The sequence below is a fragment of the Polynucleobacter sp. KF022 genome (genome assembly GCF_027924105.1).
Classification (GTDB): domain Bacteria; phylum Pseudomonadota; class Gammaproteobacteria; order Burkholderiales; family Burkholderiaceae; genus Polynucleobacter.
This window is the reverse complement of sequence record NZ_AP026972.1, coordinates 316,823-332,334: the sequence shown is the minus strand read 5'-3', so window position 1 is coordinate 332,334 and position 15,512 is coordinate 316,823. Positions and strand designations below refer to the sequence as shown.

Annotated in this window: 14 protein-coding genes; 1 reads left to right on the top strand and 13 read right to left on the bottom strand. The window is 37.7% G+C overall.

Features of this window, described 5'->3' with window-relative positions:
* Positions 1-13: 13 nt before the first annotated feature.
* From PKF022_RS01790 to PKF022_RS01770, 5 genes are read right to left on the bottom strand one after another with little or no spacing between them, the layout of a single operon-like run.
* Positions 14-586, bottom strand: coding sequence for an HAD family phosphatase (locus tag PKF022_RS01790; RefSeq protein ID WP_281776982.1), 573 nt, complete (start codon positions 584-586; stop codon positions 14-16).
* Entirely contained in the window at positions 573-2,483 is a 1,911-nt protein-coding gene (locus PKF022_RS01785; protein ID WP_281776981.1) for a lysylphosphatidylglycerol synthase transmembrane domain-containing protein, read from the bottom strand. The genes PKF022_RS01790 and PKF022_RS01785 overlap by 14 nt, the downstream gene beginning before the upstream one ends.
* Entirely contained in the window at positions 2,473-3,219 is a 747-nt protein-coding gene (locus PKF022_RS01780; RefSeq protein ID WP_281776980.1) for a sugar phosphate nucleotidyltransferase, read from the bottom strand. The genes PKF022_RS01785 and PKF022_RS01780 overlap by 11 nt, the downstream gene beginning before the upstream one ends.
* A complete protein-coding gene (locus PKF022_RS01775; protein WP_281776979.1) occupies positions 3,216-4,235 on the bottom strand; it encodes an NAD-dependent epimerase/dehydratase family protein in 1,020 nt (339 codons plus the stop codon). The genes PKF022_RS01780 and PKF022_RS01775 overlap by 4 nt, the downstream gene beginning before the upstream one ends.
* Positions 4,226-5,029, bottom strand: a complete 804-nt coding sequence (locus PKF022_RS01770) for a glycosyltransferase family 2 protein (protein WP_281776978.1) — start codon at positions 5,027-5,029, stop codon at positions 4,226-4,228. The genes PKF022_RS01775 and PKF022_RS01770 overlap by 10 nt, the downstream gene beginning before the upstream one ends.
* A gap of 134 nt (positions 5,030-5,163) precedes the next feature.
* Here PKF022_RS01770 and PKF022_RS01765 point away from each other — a divergent pair, with 134 nt between their 5' ends.
* Positions 5,164-6,546, top strand: a complete 1,383-nt coding sequence (locus PKF022_RS01765; RefSeq protein ID WP_281776977.1) for a hypothetical protein — start codon at positions 5,164-5,166, stop codon at positions 6,544-6,546.
* Positions 6,547-6,687: 141 nt separating this feature from the next.
* On the opposite strand, the gene PKF022_RS01760 is transcribed toward PKF022_RS01765, so the two are convergent.
* The 8 genes from PKF022_RS01760 to PKF022_RS01725 are packed head-to-tail and all read right to left on the bottom strand — an operon-like array spanning position 6,688 to position 15,451.
* Complete coding sequence (locus tag PKF022_RS01760; protein ID WP_281776976.1) at positions 6,688-7,722, bottom strand: class II aldolase/adducin family protein; 1,035 nt, start codon at positions 7,720-7,722, stop codon at positions 6,688-6,690.
* 17 nt (positions 7,723-7,739) lie between these two features.
* Positions 7,740-8,495 carry an HAD family hydrolase gene (locus PKF022_RS01755; protein WP_281776975.1) on the bottom strand — a complete coding sequence of 252 codons (756 nt, stop codon included), beginning with the start codon at positions 8,493-8,495 and terminating at the stop codon, positions 7,740-7,742.
* The gene (locus tag PKF022_RS01750) at positions 8,492-10,546 is read right to left on the bottom strand and encodes a uridine kinase (protein ID WP_281776974.1); all 2,055 of its coding nucleotides are present in this window, start codon (positions 10,544-10,546) and stop codon (positions 8,492-8,494) included. The genes PKF022_RS01755 and PKF022_RS01750 overlap by 4 nt, the downstream gene beginning before the upstream one ends.
* Before the next feature lie 2 nt (positions 10,547-10,548).
* The gene (locus PKF022_RS01745; RefSeq protein ID WP_281776973.1) at positions 10,549-11,172 is read right to left on the bottom strand and encodes a phosphatidylinositol-specific phospholipase C/glycerophosphodiester phosphodiesterase family protein; all 624 of its coding nucleotides are present in this window, start codon (positions 11,170-11,172) and stop codon (positions 10,549-10,551) included.
* Positions 11,169-11,867 carry a glycosyltransferase family 2 protein gene (locus PKF022_RS01740; RefSeq protein WP_281776972.1) on the bottom strand — a complete coding sequence of 233 codons (699 nt, stop codon included), beginning with the start codon at positions 11,865-11,867 and terminating at the stop codon, positions 11,169-11,171. Before PKF022_RS01740 ends, PKF022_RS01745 begins: the two co-directional genes overlap by 4 nt.
* Before the next feature lie 37 nt (positions 11,868-11,904).
* Positions 11,905-12,336: a GtrA family protein gene (locus PKF022_RS01735; protein ID WP_281776971.1), complete on the bottom strand. Its 432-nt coding sequence runs from the start codon at positions 12,334-12,336 to the stop codon at positions 11,905-11,907.
* Complete coding sequence (locus PKF022_RS01730; RefSeq protein ID WP_281776970.1) at positions 12,329-14,011, bottom strand: hypothetical protein; 1,683 nt, start codon at positions 14,009-14,011, stop codon at positions 12,329-12,331. Before PKF022_RS01730 ends, PKF022_RS01735 begins: the two co-directional genes overlap by 8 nt.
* Before the next feature lie 12 nt (positions 14,012-14,023).
* Positions 14,024-15,451 (bottom strand): hypothetical protein, encoded by a 1,428-nt coding sequence (locus PKF022_RS01725; RefSeq protein ID WP_281776969.1) that lies wholly within the window; start codon positions 15,449-15,451, stop codon positions 14,024-14,026.
* Between the last annotated feature and the right edge of the window lie 61 nt (positions 15,452-15,512).

The following is a 15,512-nucleotide window of genomic DNA, read 5'->3' as shown; positions in this document are numbered from 1 at the left end:
CGGATCTAATCCTCTAAAAGTTATAGCTGGAGAAATTTATACAGGGTATTCCAGCCGCATTAGCAGCTAAAAAACCAGTAGCACTGTCCTCAAAAGCCAGCGATCCTGACGCAGATACCCCCATTTGCTTAAGTGCAAATATGTACATATCTGGCTCGGGCTTTGGCCTACTGACATCATCTGCAGAAATTATTTGATCAAAAATATGTTCAATATCTAAATAATTGAGGATTTTCAAAATAGACTCTCGAGCGCTATTTGACACTATTGCAATTGGAATTGTTTTCTTCAATGTCTCCAGAAGACTTAATAGAGGAAGGTTTGGTGTTATTTCAGCATAAAAAGTTGGATAAATTTCTCTCTTCAATTCCGAAATATTTTTACCGATATCGATCGAATATTGCTTACCCATAATAATTGGCAAAAATTGACTCCAGTGTCTTCCAGCAATCACTCCGACAATCTCGCTAGCCCCCTTAAAAAAACCAAATTCCTCTAGTGCAGATGCGTAAGCACTGGCATTTGCCAACTCGCTATCCACCAAAGTCCCATCAAAATCCACAAGAACCGCCTCAAGTAATGGCATATGTGACCTTAAAATCTCTAATTAACTTGCATGTAACTGCAAAAAAAAGCATTCCACCTTCCTCGCTTTTTTTGAATTTATATGGAATCAATCTAAGGTAGTGAATTATTTCATGAAGCTTTGCTTCCCTCACACCGATATTGCCATATTCAAAATTTAATCGATCTAACAGAATATTGTGTAACTCATGATAAACATGTGATTTGTTGCTAATAAATTTAATAGATCGTGAATCAAAATCACAATTACTTTGTCTATTTAAAAATTCATAACCCATATTTAAGGACTGCAAAAGCTTCGCCCAATCCATCAGCGGGCTTTTGTACGAAGTAAGCGGGTTTGGATCGATCAGCATCCACGACTCATCAGGTCTCATAATAATATTTTCAATAGTGAGATCACCATGAATATCAGATTGCTGAGTATTCAAAAAAAATGTTTTTAGCCCATCAAAATCTAATAAAAAATCCCACTCTTCGAATGAATACTTATCTCCGTTGATAAAAAAACTTTCTAAATTAAAAAAGTTTTCAAGCATTGATTTTGTGTAAAAATAGTTTTTTCTTAACTTTTCATTCAAATATTCTTGCAATAAATTTTGGCTCGACTCATCCTGCTGCCTCAAATTATTTTTATGATAAGTTGATATCGAGTCAATAATTTGAATCAGAATACTCTTGCCCTTATTTATATGGGCTGTATGTAACCACTCATATAAATCTAAAGCTCCTGGCTCATATGGCATCATATATGAGGTGAAATTTTTTAAAACTTCAACTTTAAGAACATTTACTACCGGGAGATATGTTGCAGTAGATTTAAGCCACTCATATTCCGAGATAAGCTTTGGGGCCAACTCTCCTTCAGCCATTTTCATGATACTTAGATGTCCTTTAGCCTCTACAACTGCAGTTACAGCTCCGGACCCTCCGGAAAATAATCTGGTAATTGTCAAATTAGAATCAAAAGTCTTAGCCTCTCCTAATCTATTTATTGGAGTATTTTCGCCAGAGAAGTAGGCAATTAAAAACCTCTGGTAGGCCTGGGATCCCGAAAATGCCATTGGAACTCCGTCAGCAACCATTGTTGTAAAAGAAGAGGCAGCGTTAAGTAACTTCAAATTGCCAAGCCTGCGTCTTAACTCGATTCTGAGCATCAAAAATATACTCGTTAATAAAACCGGTAAAAGCAAATAAAGCATGAACAATGTGGTTACCAGGTCCCACTCCCAAAAAATGAGATTCGTCTTTAAGGTCTCACGTATTGGATCACCATGAAATAGATTCCATACTTCAATAAATGGTGAAATCTGAAGTGCCTTATAAAAATAGAAATATGAAGACACATATAAGGTCCACATTATTATTGTTAGTGAGATATATCTGATTGTCAAAAATCGAGCATGATTTATTTGATTGATAATTGTCCATAAAAAATCTAAAATTAAACTTTTAATCTGCTCATTCCAAATTGAGGAAAATAAATAGACAATTTTTCTGCAGCGTTTGCTAAAACTAATTGCAGCCCAGTAAAGCCCAAGCAAGATGGCCATTGCAATAAAAAAATCTCCGCCATTTAACACACCATTAAAAAAGATTTTATATAGGCCCACAATCACTAAAAGAGCGGCCAAATCCGTCATCCGCTCAATAAAGACGGAGGCCAAAGAGGATATGATCCGAACATTTTCAAATTTTGAAAGTAATGCTGCCCTAAGAAGATCACCAATCCGAAAGGGTAGAATTCCATTAACTAAACCACCTATTGAGCAATAGAGCACTAATCGACTTTTTATAAGGGCTCCATCTGCAGGCAGAAGTAATTGCCACCTAACCCCCCTAACGATAAGCCCCAGATAAAATAAGATTGCTCCGATGACAAAAAAATCAAGCTTCATAACTAAACCAAGCTGGCAGATTATTTGTATTATTTTCAGCAATCAGCAACTCCTCGGGAGTTCCTAATGAAACGTGTGTTAGCAGTGGGATCGTTTCAACCAACCCGCCGCGCGCTAAGATCTCGTTAAATACCCCACTCATGTATAACTCAGGGTAATGAGATTGACTGCAATACGAATTGTATGAGTCTAAAAAGCATCTAATACTTGAAAAAAAATATAGACCTGCAATTGCATACCTTGACACCACTTTTTTTTCAACCGTTCCAGTAATATTCCCCGAACCATCAAACTTAATATAGGAGTATGCAGGATTTTCGGATTCAAATACGCACAAATTTGCAGCGCAATTTTTAATTAAAGACGGGAATAGGGGTTGGAATTTTAAAAACGAAAAGGCGAGATCACAGTCAACAAATGCCACTGGGCTGTTGATGTTTTTAAAACTTTGAACAACCTGCGCCGCAGAACTTGCCGCACCATTTGTAAGTGAATCAATCACCTTAATATTGGCGCTTGGGTAGCATGCCAAGATTGCTTTATCTATCGCATGACTGATAACATGCTCGCGCAATACAGCAAAATGAAGACTTGCGAATGGGGCCCCTGTAAGCGCACTTTGGGTGGCCCACCAAAAAAGTGGCTTACCCAAAAACTTAACCATTGGCTTAGGCGTATAGATACCTCTATGCAAAAACCGGCTACCTCTACCAGCAGCCATTATTACAAGATTCATTTTGCCAAATTAGCCAAAGAGAATTCGTAAACTTTTTTAAGCCCCGCCTCTAAAGTTGTGGATGCTTTAAAACCAAAAAAATCATAAGTCTTTTGAATATCTCCAACCGAATTCTTATAAACCTCAGCTTCAATTCGTTCACTGCTTAGTTTCAAACCATCAGCAGCAAATAATGCTGGAAACTTATCCCAAAATTGATTTGCATCCTTGTAGAGTGGGATTATTTTTTTATTTGAAATTTTTGAGTACAAGGAAACAATCTGCGGCACTGAGTATGCAATTCCAGTGCAAACATTAAAAATATCACCCTTAAATTTAGAGCGCGCGCCCATCATACGCATTAGGCACTCCAAAACATCATCAACATATACATAATCTCTTGAGCTGCTTGAGTTATTAAAAAGGACTGGCTCTCTCCCAAAGTATGCCTCCTTTGCTAAATAAGATATAAAAGGTGGCATTGCTCTATGTATATCTTGATGCTCACCAAAAATATTAAAAAATCGCGCCACAATAACATCTAGACCGTAAGTTTCTGCAAAAGATTTACAGAGTTGCTCACCCGCTAATTTACTTGAAGCATAAATTAGATTTGGATTCACATGATCCATCTCGGAAAAAGGCATTTTTATATTATTTTCATAAACTGCGGAAGTTGATGAAAATATGACTCTTTTCACATTAGCTCTTCTTGAAATCTCCAATACATTTGCAAGGCCAGTAACATTGTTATCATATGCAAGGGCTGGATCAACTTGACATTGTGGTAACGATGAAGTGCCAGCAAGGTGAATTACAACGTCTGCGCCATTGATATCATCTGCTATTTCCCCACTTCTTACATCTTTTACTACCAAGGGACATATTAATCCTCTGCTATTAAGCAGATTATCAACGTGCCCATCGGCTAAGTTATCAATAATTACAACCTCATAACCACCTAAACCAACAAGCTTGGCAGCAAGCTGCGAGCCAACAAAACCAGCACCGCCGGTAATAACAATCTTTATTTGCATATCTCACCTAACATTGGAACTCTACTTGATGAATAAAACTTATTAGATGGATTCGAAAAATCAGTGCTCAACAAAAGCAATGGACTACGCAAATACAGGACGAGATATTTGAGCAATCTCAATGATTGACTCCACAACTTAGCATTCGATACCTGATCTTCTTCGCGCCAAGAAATGGGGAAAAATTTTATCTTTTGTTGGTTAGCTAAAAGCGCAAGCAGGAATGCATTATTAAACGTTAAATCATCTGGCATTTTTTTGTAGTCAAAACTAGAGATAACTTTCGAACTAAAAAAATTTAGGCCCGAGCCCATGTCATAGACCCTGGACCTTGTAACCATGGTGTATAAGATATTAAAAATAATATTCCCAATAGTTCGTATTTTTTTATATCCAGACACTCTAGAATTCGACATAAATCTTGCCCCCAATAAACACTGATCATCAGAGAATGACGGATCTAAAATATAAGGGATTATGTCCATCAATCTTCCCTGATCATCACCATGTAATATGACTATTCCATCATAGCCCATGGAAAGGCAGTAATTAAAAGCTACCTTATGAGAGCCCCCAAGACCAAAATTTTTATCATTTAAATAAATTGAGATCTTAGATTGTGCCAATCGCTCAATTGCTGCCTTTGAGACCTCAATGGTGCCATCCTCACTCCTATTGTCGATAATGATCATTTCCTTGAATACAGAGGCGCCACATAAAGCGAATTGCTCTACAACCCTAGAAATTTGTTTTTCACAATTAAAAGTTGGCACAACAAGAAGAAAATTTTCCATCGATGGTTTTATAAAAGTTTGCTTATGGCCCAGAAATCTAAGGCCCAAATGAATTCTTGCAATACAATCGCTTAAATTATTAAAAAATAGAGCATATTATATTTCAACATTCATTGATAAAATCAGTATTACAAATGATAAAAGATAAAATAAGTCTTTCAAAAAATATTTTTGATCAGTATTTTTTAATACTATTGATTATATATATCGCTTTTCAAGTATTTATTTTTGCAAATACTTTAAGTATGGTTCCAGATGAGCTTAATTATATTGGAGTCTCTCATGGATTTAGTCTTTTAGATAGGCAGCCCCCACCAATTGATTACGGCTCAATCTATTGGTTTTTACTAAAAATTTTACACTATAAAATTTTAATAAGATTAGTATTTTTATTATTCTTTATAACGCCAGTATTATTAATTCCTATATTAATTGAAGACAAAATTGGGAGATTAATATTTTTCTTACTGTATATTTCATTTCCATATGCATTTTGGACAGGAAAACTAGTTGGCCCTGAAATTTTAATTGTATTTATTTGCACGTTGTCTTTGATTTGCTTGAAATACAGAAAATTAAAATTATCTAACGTTCTTTTAGGGCTGGGTTTAGGAATTAAAATAACTATCGCCCCTTTTATTTTATTTTATTATTTATTACTCATATTGAAAGTCAAAGTTCCCGCAAAGAATTTTCCAATTTATATATTATATTTTGCCCTGGGATTATGGCTATCCAATCCATTAAATATCGATCTTTATTTAATGCACTTAACATCCTCAAGCAATGTAAGTGGTGATATTTCAAGCGGTATCCTCAATAAAATTTCCTTGGAAAAAATTGAAGCCAATTTATTTTCTTTGAACTGGGCCTGGGATAATGTAATGCTAGGCTCTTTTTCGCAAATGTTTTTAAATCCGCTGTTACTAGTAATACTTACATTTGTTTTATTTCAAAAAAACAATAGACTTAATATTATTATTTTTTATTCTTTTTTTGTTGTTTCAATAATCTTAACTTCTTCAACAAATACAATGTATGTTTGGTATTGGTTTCCCTTGATTCCAGCGCTGATAGCTTGTTTTTCTGATTATAAAATTAGCTCCATCAATTCAGGCAAGACTAGAGTTCTCATTTTTCTATTGATATTGATAGTAGGATTTAATTCATATAAAAATATTGTTTATACAAGTAGGCAAATTTCAGAGAAAATGAGTTCGATTGAATTTTATAGAGGTTTAAATGAAACTGAAGTCTGCCTGAACAAATCCATTCCAAATATTGAATCAAAAGTAATTATTAATAAACTTGATTTTGGTTATAGGGCAAAAAAATTATTTCCAACTCACACAGAAAAACTTCATTGGGGATCTGAGATTAGTGATGAACCAACGATAATATTGTTTTCAAGAAATAATATACAGAACCCATACAACTTTGAATCTTTGGGTAAAAAAGTAAAGCTTAGTTACTACGGATCCTGTGGCGATCAGGTGTTTATTTTCTACTCTGATTAATGTGGTTGAATACCAAATTCATCTATTAATAATTTTTTAATTGCTCATTAAGATGATTGGTTATCATGTAAATGAAGTTTTTAATTAAATAATCTTAACTTTGCGCTGAATATTTTTTGTGTATCTAACCTACTTTCACCCCTACTTTGACATTTTTTGCCTAAGTTTCTCAGCATCCCAAGTTAATAAAGCCTCTACTTCATTAGCATTTAATGGGCTCAAACTCGCATCGTTTTTTATATAACTCAATAGATCGTAATAGCATCGCAATTGAACTGATTTGGCCAAACTAAAGCCATTTTTTTTATTAAAAACTCCAATTTTTTTTATAAAAATCAGTTCTGGAGGCTGACGACATTCTTCTTGGGATTCCAAAAAATGATTCCAAGAAGAATATGTAAATGCTTTAGGGCCAAGAAATACAACGTGATCAGGAAAGAGCGCCCAATCTGTCTCTAATCTTTTGTAAAGATCTAAATTAATTGCGAGGGCCTGGACTTCAATATCTGCAAAAGATTCATACTCCCCTTTTAACTCATGCGGAACATTGGGTAATGTTTGCTCACTCAATTCTCTATTCTGAAACTCTTCTGGGGCGCATATTGCTAACAATGCATCAAGCAATTTTTTTATTTCACCGATTGAGTCAGCCCCAATGACAATTCCATGATTTTTTAAAAAGACGATGTTGGCATTCGGCTTGTTTATTAGCACTTCTTGTACCGCTCGCGCTAAATAGGGTCCCGGCTTGTGATACTGAACAAAAGCAATATGGAGCCTCTCATCTGTTATTTTTTCAAATAACTCACTAATAATTTTTTGACTATTTTTATGAACGAGATAAGTCAAAGCATGTATAGCATGCAGATGTATCACAATAGTATGGGGCATCAGGGCATGCAAGGTAGTCTCAATTGATGGTCGCAGAGTATGCTCGCAAATCAGCTGTGGGCATACATTAAAATCTTTAACCAATAAGGCGCAAGATAGCTCAGGTAAATTAACTGGGACAAAAATGTCGTCTTGTTCGGCGTTAGCCAACCAGGTGCCAGATCCCTTTATCCAGAGAATATCGCGCTCTTTCCATGACACATTACCGCCAGCCCCCTGAACCAGGAGAGGATCCCTACCAAGTGCTGCGCAGAATTTTTTGATATCTCGCTCAAGTATTGTCATAAACAGTCCGTCTATCTTTAAGCAGTTGCGCTAGCTATTTTGGTTAGTAAATGACGTAGATCTTTAAAATCAGTAAAGCTAGCATCAGGGGTATTAGGACCCCTACCTAACTCAACACCATCATGTATTTTTTGCAGAGTCACCGCATTAATTTTTTCTTTGGAACCCTGAATGTCATTAATTGGATTATCACCAATCATCCAAATACAACTACCTTTCGGCTGCATTTTCTCTAAAGCTATTTGAAAAGGGGCTTCATGGGGCTTATCAAACCCAGCTTCTTCACTCGTCACTATATAGTTGAAATAGCGATCTAAATCAAAATAAACCACTTTACGAAATTGTATTTGCGCAGTCAGATCAGTCACGATTGCAGTAGGAATTCCTAGTAGACGAAGATCATCCAGCACCTCTTTTACGTCATTAAAAAGAGTTGCATTGGCTAAAAAAGTGCGCCAATAGGTCTGCTCAAAATCAAGCGCCAGTAGTACTTGTGATCCTAATCCCATAATTTCTAACATACGCTGCAAATAAAGTAAGCGACTATGTGACGATGCAGTTAGACCCAGACGAGCTTTAATTTGTTTGCGTGCTTCACTAAAGGCCGTATCAAAATCTTTAGCGCTAATAGAAAAAGTATTCATTACTTTTTCCTTGATGGCTTGTTGCGCAGCTGTATGGGCTGGATCGTATGGATAAAGAGTATTGTCGGTATCAAACAAAACGGCATTAGGCAGTTGTGTAAAGCGATTTTGGGCATTGATATTAATCATATGAATCTTCTAGTAAGTGCTTGATTGATATGGGATAGAGTGATGAGCTGCATCAGGCCAAGAACCCCATTTTGCCATTGAGGCTCAAGATCTAAAAATTCGAAGATTCGAGGGCAAATAAGAGCAGCCGCCAATTTGATATCCTCCGCTGTTGATTCCCCTTCAACACTCAGTACGATCTCGGATGTTTCATGATGAGTGCTCATATCAACATGCAATCCACAAACACCTATCAACACGCGTTTTAGCGAGATCTCATTAAAGCCATGACGAGATTTAATCAAAAGCTTTAATCGCGGAGGTTTTTGCTTACTTGCCTGCAACAGAGTCGTAGAATGAATTGGGTGCAAACTAAAAACTAGATCTGCATAGGCTGCTTGTGGTTTGATGAATTTTTCAGAATCTGGTTTACGTTTGGCTAACGTCTCGAGAACACGCTCTATTGTGTAGCCACGCATGTTCACATCGCGCTGCACTTTGAAATAAGTACGTAACTCTTCATCGATATCTAAATAGATACTTAAATCATAGCATTCACGTAAAATCGGCTGATATAGGGCATGTAATCCACTGGCAATGATAATGTCGTTACTACGAACTGTGAATGGCCGACCCATCTTTCCAGTATTGTGATCATAGTGACTTGCCTGAATAGATCTGCCATCAGTCAACGAAATTAAATTTTTGGCAAAACTCTCTAGATCGTTAGCCATTGGATTAATATGTGTCATAACCTGCCACATAGGTTGATGACGATCCCATAAGTGGTAGTCATCACCAGAGATAGCAGCAACAGAATGCGAACCAAAAAGGTTGCTGATAGCATTTGAAAAGGTATCTTTGCCGGCACCCGAATCTCCCGCTATACCAATCACAAAAGGCTTGCGACTCAGTCTAAAAAAATCATTTCGACTGATAGTCTCGCGCCAAATGCGCACTGCTAAAACAATACCTGTAGCTACGAGAGCAGTATGAGTTAAGGAGGCTAGGCGAGTGTTTAGTAAAGAAAGGTTGGTTATCCCTAGTGCAGGTACGATAAAGTCAAGTTGATGTGCATCAGTAAAAAGTATTGCACTTAAAGCATAAAGAATTGAAAAAAGTGATGTGATATAAATCGCAGCTCGATCGCTAGAGACTTGATAGCCTACAAGTAACGGCAGTATCCAAATAAACCAGCCCGGTGATGCTGGTGTCAACAGGACCACCAATAAAAATGCTATCCCTAAAACGGCATTAAAGAGTTCAAAATTCATGCGCTTAACTCTCCAGGCCGCATAAAGCATAAGAAGATAAGATAGTGGCACCAAATATACTGCGGTATTGCGGACCAGGCTGATTGAAAGTTGGTAGATTTTTTCTAACTCAGGGTTACTTGCAAGCATGTATAAGCCAGCGTTAGACCATAAAAATGGTAAGAAAAAGAGGCAAAAACCTACTCCAATTCCAGAGAAAAAGCGACTAAAGATCTGACGTAAAGCACGATTGTGAAAAAGATAAATTAGAAAGAAAGGTAGACTTAAGACCATACTTAGCTTAGCGGAGATGGCAGCAAACAGTAAAAAGCCAGATAAGCCAAGGTGGCGCTCTTTAATGCAGTAAATAGCCCCCACCAATAAGAATACTGGCACGATATCGTTATAGCCAAGCCAATAGCTTGCAATCAAGCTAATGGGGGAGAGCCAGTAGATCGCTAGTAGCATTGTCTCTTTGGTATTGAGCAATTTACGCAGCAGTATGAGTAAACCAAAATCAGCAACAATTAGGCTAAGACCATAACCATAGATCACAGGAATTGATATCGCTTTGCAAAACAGACTTAAGGGGAGTAAAAATAGCCACATCGCATAGCCATATGGAAAAGCAATGGGGACTCCACCTTTAGCAAGCCATCCTTGCCATGGGTCCAAGGAAAAGTTGCCAATACTACTACTTAGAAATGGGACATACCAGTCACCAACAGGCGCAGGCAACACAAAAGCAATTAAAGAAAGCCTTAGCATCAGTCCGGCAATAAATAGCGGATTATTGAAGTAGCTCAGGATTAGTTTCATATTTACTGCCCACCTCTTACCGCTATTTTCTTAAGACACTCTTTCCATAATTCAGCTTGCTTCGTACAAATGGCATCCGCACAAATAGATCGCTCATGCAGCAAATTAACTAGTAACGGAATTTCCGTACTAAATGGTCTGCCTTGCAGCTCCGGCGAGACCAAGCAAAGCTTAAAGCCAGCGCTCTTCAATCGTCTAGCATCTTCGCTAGAAAGCGGAAAACGGGTAAAGCAGTCAACCCAAACCCAATCAATCTCGCCAGCCAATGCAAGCGCAGTTTCAATCGATTCAAATTCTGAAACGCGAACAGCGCATTGACGCTCCCCCAACTTAGACCACTTAACTAGAAAAGGGAAAGACTGATCTAAAAAGAAGTAGTCCGAAATAAGGTATTTCTGCATAAGCTCAATGAGGCGAGCTTCTAAACCCTCCTCCTTGACATTGAGGATTAGAGTTTGATGTTTATAGCATATAAGCCACTCTTCAAAATCGACCCCCTCCTTGAGTGGATCATGATGAATAATTAAGCGTCCATTATTCGAACGAATATCTACCTCAACACCAAATTCTAGTGGCGTAGCAATTAATTCCTCAATCGTGTTGCGCCGATGAGAGATAAACATCATTTGGACAGCCTCTTTTTTAACTCAAAACTGAATTCGATAGTTCTGCGAATAAATTTCATTTTTGATGCCCAATTAACATTCCAGTGGGAAACCCCATGAGCGCGCTCAACAAATTCTACGGGAAAACGATAAACTGTCAGACCTTGAGTGCGAGCTTTAAAGTAGACATATAAATCTAAAGAGAAATCATGTGGTGGATTCCGCCAGCTCTCAAAAAATTCTTTAGAGAACATATTGGGCTGAGCGTTGATGTCCCATAGCTTAGTTTGCAATAGGCAGGTTTCAAATACACTCATGCTCGCAGTAAAAAAAACATCCGCTAAAGGCCGTTTAATGCGCTGACCCTTGACATAAATATGATTGCCATGAAGCTTGAAAAATTCAAAAGCCCTCAGAACGTCTTTAGGATCTGCTTGCATATCTGCATGCGTCCAAGCCAATACGTCTCCCTTGGCGGCGTCGAGTCCCGACAAAATACCAAAACCATAGCCTTGATTCACTGGCACACGAACAGCACGGCAGTGCGGGTATATCGGCAGAAGCTTCTCAAGCACCTCAGGGCTATTATCAGTAGAGCCGTTATCTACTAAGATTACTTCAATATCAGATTTATCGGATAAAGTTGAGCAGCGCTCCAATAAGAGCGGCAAATTCTCTGCTTCGTTATAACAAGGAATGATGAGAGAAAGCTTCACAAGGGGAATTTAAAAGATTAACGAAAAAAAACAAGCATTAGGCCAGAAAAGAAGGTGAAGCCCTAGATCGACTCGAGAAGACGAAAAACTTCATTCCCAGAAAATTTAGGGCGGCAGATACCCCCGTTGCCAATACAAATGCACAGAAAATCACTCTTGAATAATCATTGTGGCTGGCGAAATGATTGAGCATGAAAATACTGAAATGATTGATTAAAACATTGGCACTCAAGCCAACGATATAAACTATGGCAAATCTAAGGATACTTCCGGAAGGAGCATCTTGGTCTTTGAACGTCCAAAAGCGATTAGCAAAATAAGCAAAAATGGAACCTCCGATAAAACCCATACCCTTGGAGATATTCACACTGTCTAATTCTAAGTAAATTAGGCTGTAATAGATCGAAAAATCAATGGCTACTGTAAGTAGCCCTACGACCAAAAAGATAGTTATCTCTCGTCTAATCATGTGATAGCGATGGCACTAGCGGTGCAAAACGCATAGCTAGCCCCTCAAGGGCAGATTGGCTTACCCTGGAATCAAGGTCAAGGCTATAGGGATGATGGGGCCATTTATGAAAACACGACTGCCAATATTCAAACGTTTTGAGATCATTGGGAGTCCCCCAAGAAATGAAGCTATCAACTTCAAACAGATAACAGCGTAGGCCCATGGCAATTGCATCATTAATGCAAGAATCTAAATAGAACTCGCCATTGATGCGTCCATCGCGGGCAATCAATCTGTTGATAGCGCCTCTTGCTTCATTCGCCTTTTTGAAGGTGAAAGTTCCAATTACAATTGGGTCCGTCGCCGGTGAAGCCAAAGGTGTTTTAACAGAGATAGCCTTGATATATCCATCTTCTTTTGCATCAATCCAACCAAACATAGTTGGCTTACGAATAGCATTGGTGTGGCCTCTAGCACCCCAAACGATGACATCAATATTTGAATTGTTAATAAGTGCCTGGTAAGCTTTGTGATTAAACAATACGCCGTTGTCGCAAGCACCAAAAGTAATGGGCGATAAATCACTAGCACCTATTTTCTCTAGAGCATCCAACCCAATGAGTGCTGTGCATGCTTGACCCTCAGTGATCTCAGGCACCATAGTTATAATTGCCTCAGGAAATTTCGCATTGAGAGATTCTTTAATGTCAGTGAGCCCCGGCATGTCAGCTCGCAATACAAGGGATTGGTATTTGGAGCGAGGTAAATCAGTGATTGCTTGTACTGCCATGGCTTTCCCAAAAACAGGGATCAGCGGTTTTGGGAGGTTGTAACCCTCATCAGCAAAACGCTTACCCATTCCTGCCATCGGAACAACCAATGAACCAGAGGGAGGAGACGCCTCTTGATGGGCTTGTAATTGCTTGAATGTAGCGGACCAAGCGTTATATTCCGAGAGATCATCTGGCGTTCCCCATTGCATGAAATGCTGCAAAGGATACACTGCGATTTTCTTGCCTTGAGCTAACATGGGCTTAAAGGCAAGGCTAACATAAAACTCGCCGCCTACACTGAGGTTTTGCGCCATAACCTCCCTAAATGACTCGCTCATGATTTTTGCGCTAGAAAAATAGTAAGTTCCACTAGAAGCAAACTCTTGCATACGATTATCAGTGAAGGGTTGCTTTTCTTGAATATCGGCGACCCACGACACAACATCCTGCCTGCCGGGCTCCTCCTTTATATATGCATAGTTTGTACTGCCTAATGTGTGCGGATGAAACCCTTTATACGCTGGGATTGCCCCAGCACAAGATGTTCGCAACACAAAAGATTTAAAATGGTTCCAATCCCAGTAGCAGGTAAAATCACAGTAATTCACCACCACGGGAAGATTTGGATCAAGCAAGTGCTCTACTTGACGCACCGCATTAATAGGCCCCAACTTATGGGAGGGAATCCCCACAATTCGACCCGAAGGGCAAAGTTTATTTAAGGTTTTAGCCATCTGATAATCATTATTATCTAGGTGCTCTTTGTTGCATATAAAAATAAAATCTGTTTCGCCCGGAAACAAATCAATTACATGCCCAATAAATGGCCTACCATCGACCTCAATAAGCGGTTTTGGAATCGTATAGCCAGCTCGGCGAAAGCGCTCGCCGAAACCAGACATGGGGATGACTATTTGCATAAAAGACAATATTTATTTTTTTATAGCAATATATAAAAAGCCAATATTACCGAACTGATGAGCCCCATCGTAAGGCTGAATAAACCATTTCTCAGAACTAAAATCTTTCACATAGGAGGCGATAAGAGATAGATCCAGCGGCAGCAGAGACCAAACAGCAATGCGATCAAGTGCCGGATCTAAAGTTTTAAAGATTTTAGGCCCACATCTATAGAGCGGATTGTATTTAACCCTAATTTCCGGATGGAGTATAGGCTCAAAATCGCATGGGGCCAATATCAACGACTGAACCCCTTGGGAGTAAAGCACACCCTCAAGAGAGTTCAATGAAGTACCTCTTGGCATTTTAATAATGTGGTCAATCTGGTATAAGGCACCAAATAAAAGAAATACAAAGGGAATTAATAAATTCATTTTATATGCACTAAAACCATCAAATATGCTTTGCAGTGCTATAGATATTAAAAGAATTATTGGCAAAAATAAAATTAATTGATGTCTAGTTGGCGATAGCGGAACAACACCGCTTAAATATAAAATATATTGGCCAATTATAAATAATATAGAAAACTTTATAATTAATTTATTTTTATTTGAAATATATGATTTTATGATTATTAATATTAAAAATATTGTGATTAATATTCCAAAAAATAAAGATAATCTTAATTCAAAAAAGTAATTAATAACATCAAAAAAACTTAAGATCAGAAAATCAAGAGCTTGGTTTACTCCAGAAATATGATTTAAAAAATTATAATCACCTTCAATTTTATCGGGGAGGGCAGCATATGCTGGTGAAGTATGTTTGCCAGAGATTACGCTACGAAGTAGTAAAAAAATCACGGAGGATAGGCAAAAAATAAAAGGCATGACCCAATTTTTATACCTCGATTTAGTAAAAAAATCTTTTGGATTTTCAATAAAATTACTAACTCCAAAAATAAAAACGATTACCAAATATTGATAATTAAACAACACAACCAATGAATTCGCTACCGATGAAAAATTGAAATACTTTCCGCATGCATTATTTTGGGTTTTTAGATAGGCATTTAAAAGTAGGCCGAAGCAAAATAAATGATAGGAATATGATGTAAAAGTTAATATCCAATGCGTAAATGGTAGTGATAATAAGATTAGGGCAACAAAGTAAAATGAGGCAGTCTTATTAGATCTAATAGACCTTTGAACAAGCACTAGACCCAAAATGGACAGCAACAGATATGGAAATAGTAAAAATACTCTTAGATATTCCCAATTAACAGCCGAGATTCTAGCAAAGTTAAGCCATGGACTTAGGCCTAGGGCATAGGTCCATCTCAGTGGAACTACGAATAAATAAAGAAAAAAATCTTTAAGCCAATCTAATTTATTCCCATTTTGAATTAAATGACTAAAGTACTCAGAATAGACTGCTTTAACTGCAGGATCATCCAATTCAATGTAAGTTATCACTGCTCCATATTCGTCATATCCCCAGTGAGGATTTATCAATAGT

Coding starts and splice junctions, on each gene's coding strand:
- PKF022_RS01790 (WP_281776982.1), bottom strand. CDS start 586: ATGCCATTACTTGAGGCGGTTCTTGTGGATTTTGATGGGACTTTGGTG.
- PKF022_RS01780 (WP_281776980.1), bottom strand. CDS start 3,219: ATGAATCTTGTAATAATGGCTGCTGGTAGAGGTAGCCGGTTTTTGCAT.
- PKF022_RS01760 (WP_281776976.1), bottom strand. CDS start 7,722: ATGACAATACTTGAGCGAGATATCAAAAAATTCTGCGCAGCACTTGGT.
- PKF022_RS01745 (WP_281776973.1), bottom strand. CDS start 11,172: ATGATGTTTATCTCTCATCGGCGCAACACGATTGAGGAATTAATTGCT.
- PKF022_RS01735 (WP_281776971.1), bottom strand. CDS start 12,336: ATGATTAGACGAGAGATAACTATCTTTTTGGTCGTAGGGCTACTTACA.
- PKF022_RS01755 (WP_281776975.1), bottom strand. CDS start 8,495: ATGATTAATATCAATGCCCAAAATCGCTTTACACAACTGCCTAATGCC.
- PKF022_RS01775 (WP_281776979.1), bottom strand. CDS start 4,235: ATGCAAATAAAGATTGTTATTACCGGCGGTGCTGGTTTTGTTGGCTCG.
- PKF022_RS01785 (WP_281776981.1), bottom strand. CDS start 2,483: ATGAAGCTTGATTTTTTTGTCATCGGAGCAATCTTATTTTATCTGGGG.
- PKF022_RS01730 (WP_281776970.1), bottom strand. CDS start 14,011: ATGCAAATAGTCATCCCCATGTCTGGTTTCGGCGAGCGCTTTCGCCGA.
- PKF022_RS01770 (WP_281776978.1), bottom strand. CDS start 5,029: ATGGAAAATTTTCTTCTTGTTGTGCCAACTTTTAATTGTGAAAAACAA.
- PKF022_RS01750 (WP_281776974.1), bottom strand. CDS start 10,546: ATGAAACTAATCCTGAGCTACTTCAATAATCCGCTATTTATTGCCGGA.
- PKF022_RS01765 (WP_281776977.1), top strand. CDS start 5,164: ATGATAAAAGATAAAATAAGTCTTTCAAAAAATATTTTTGATCAGTAT.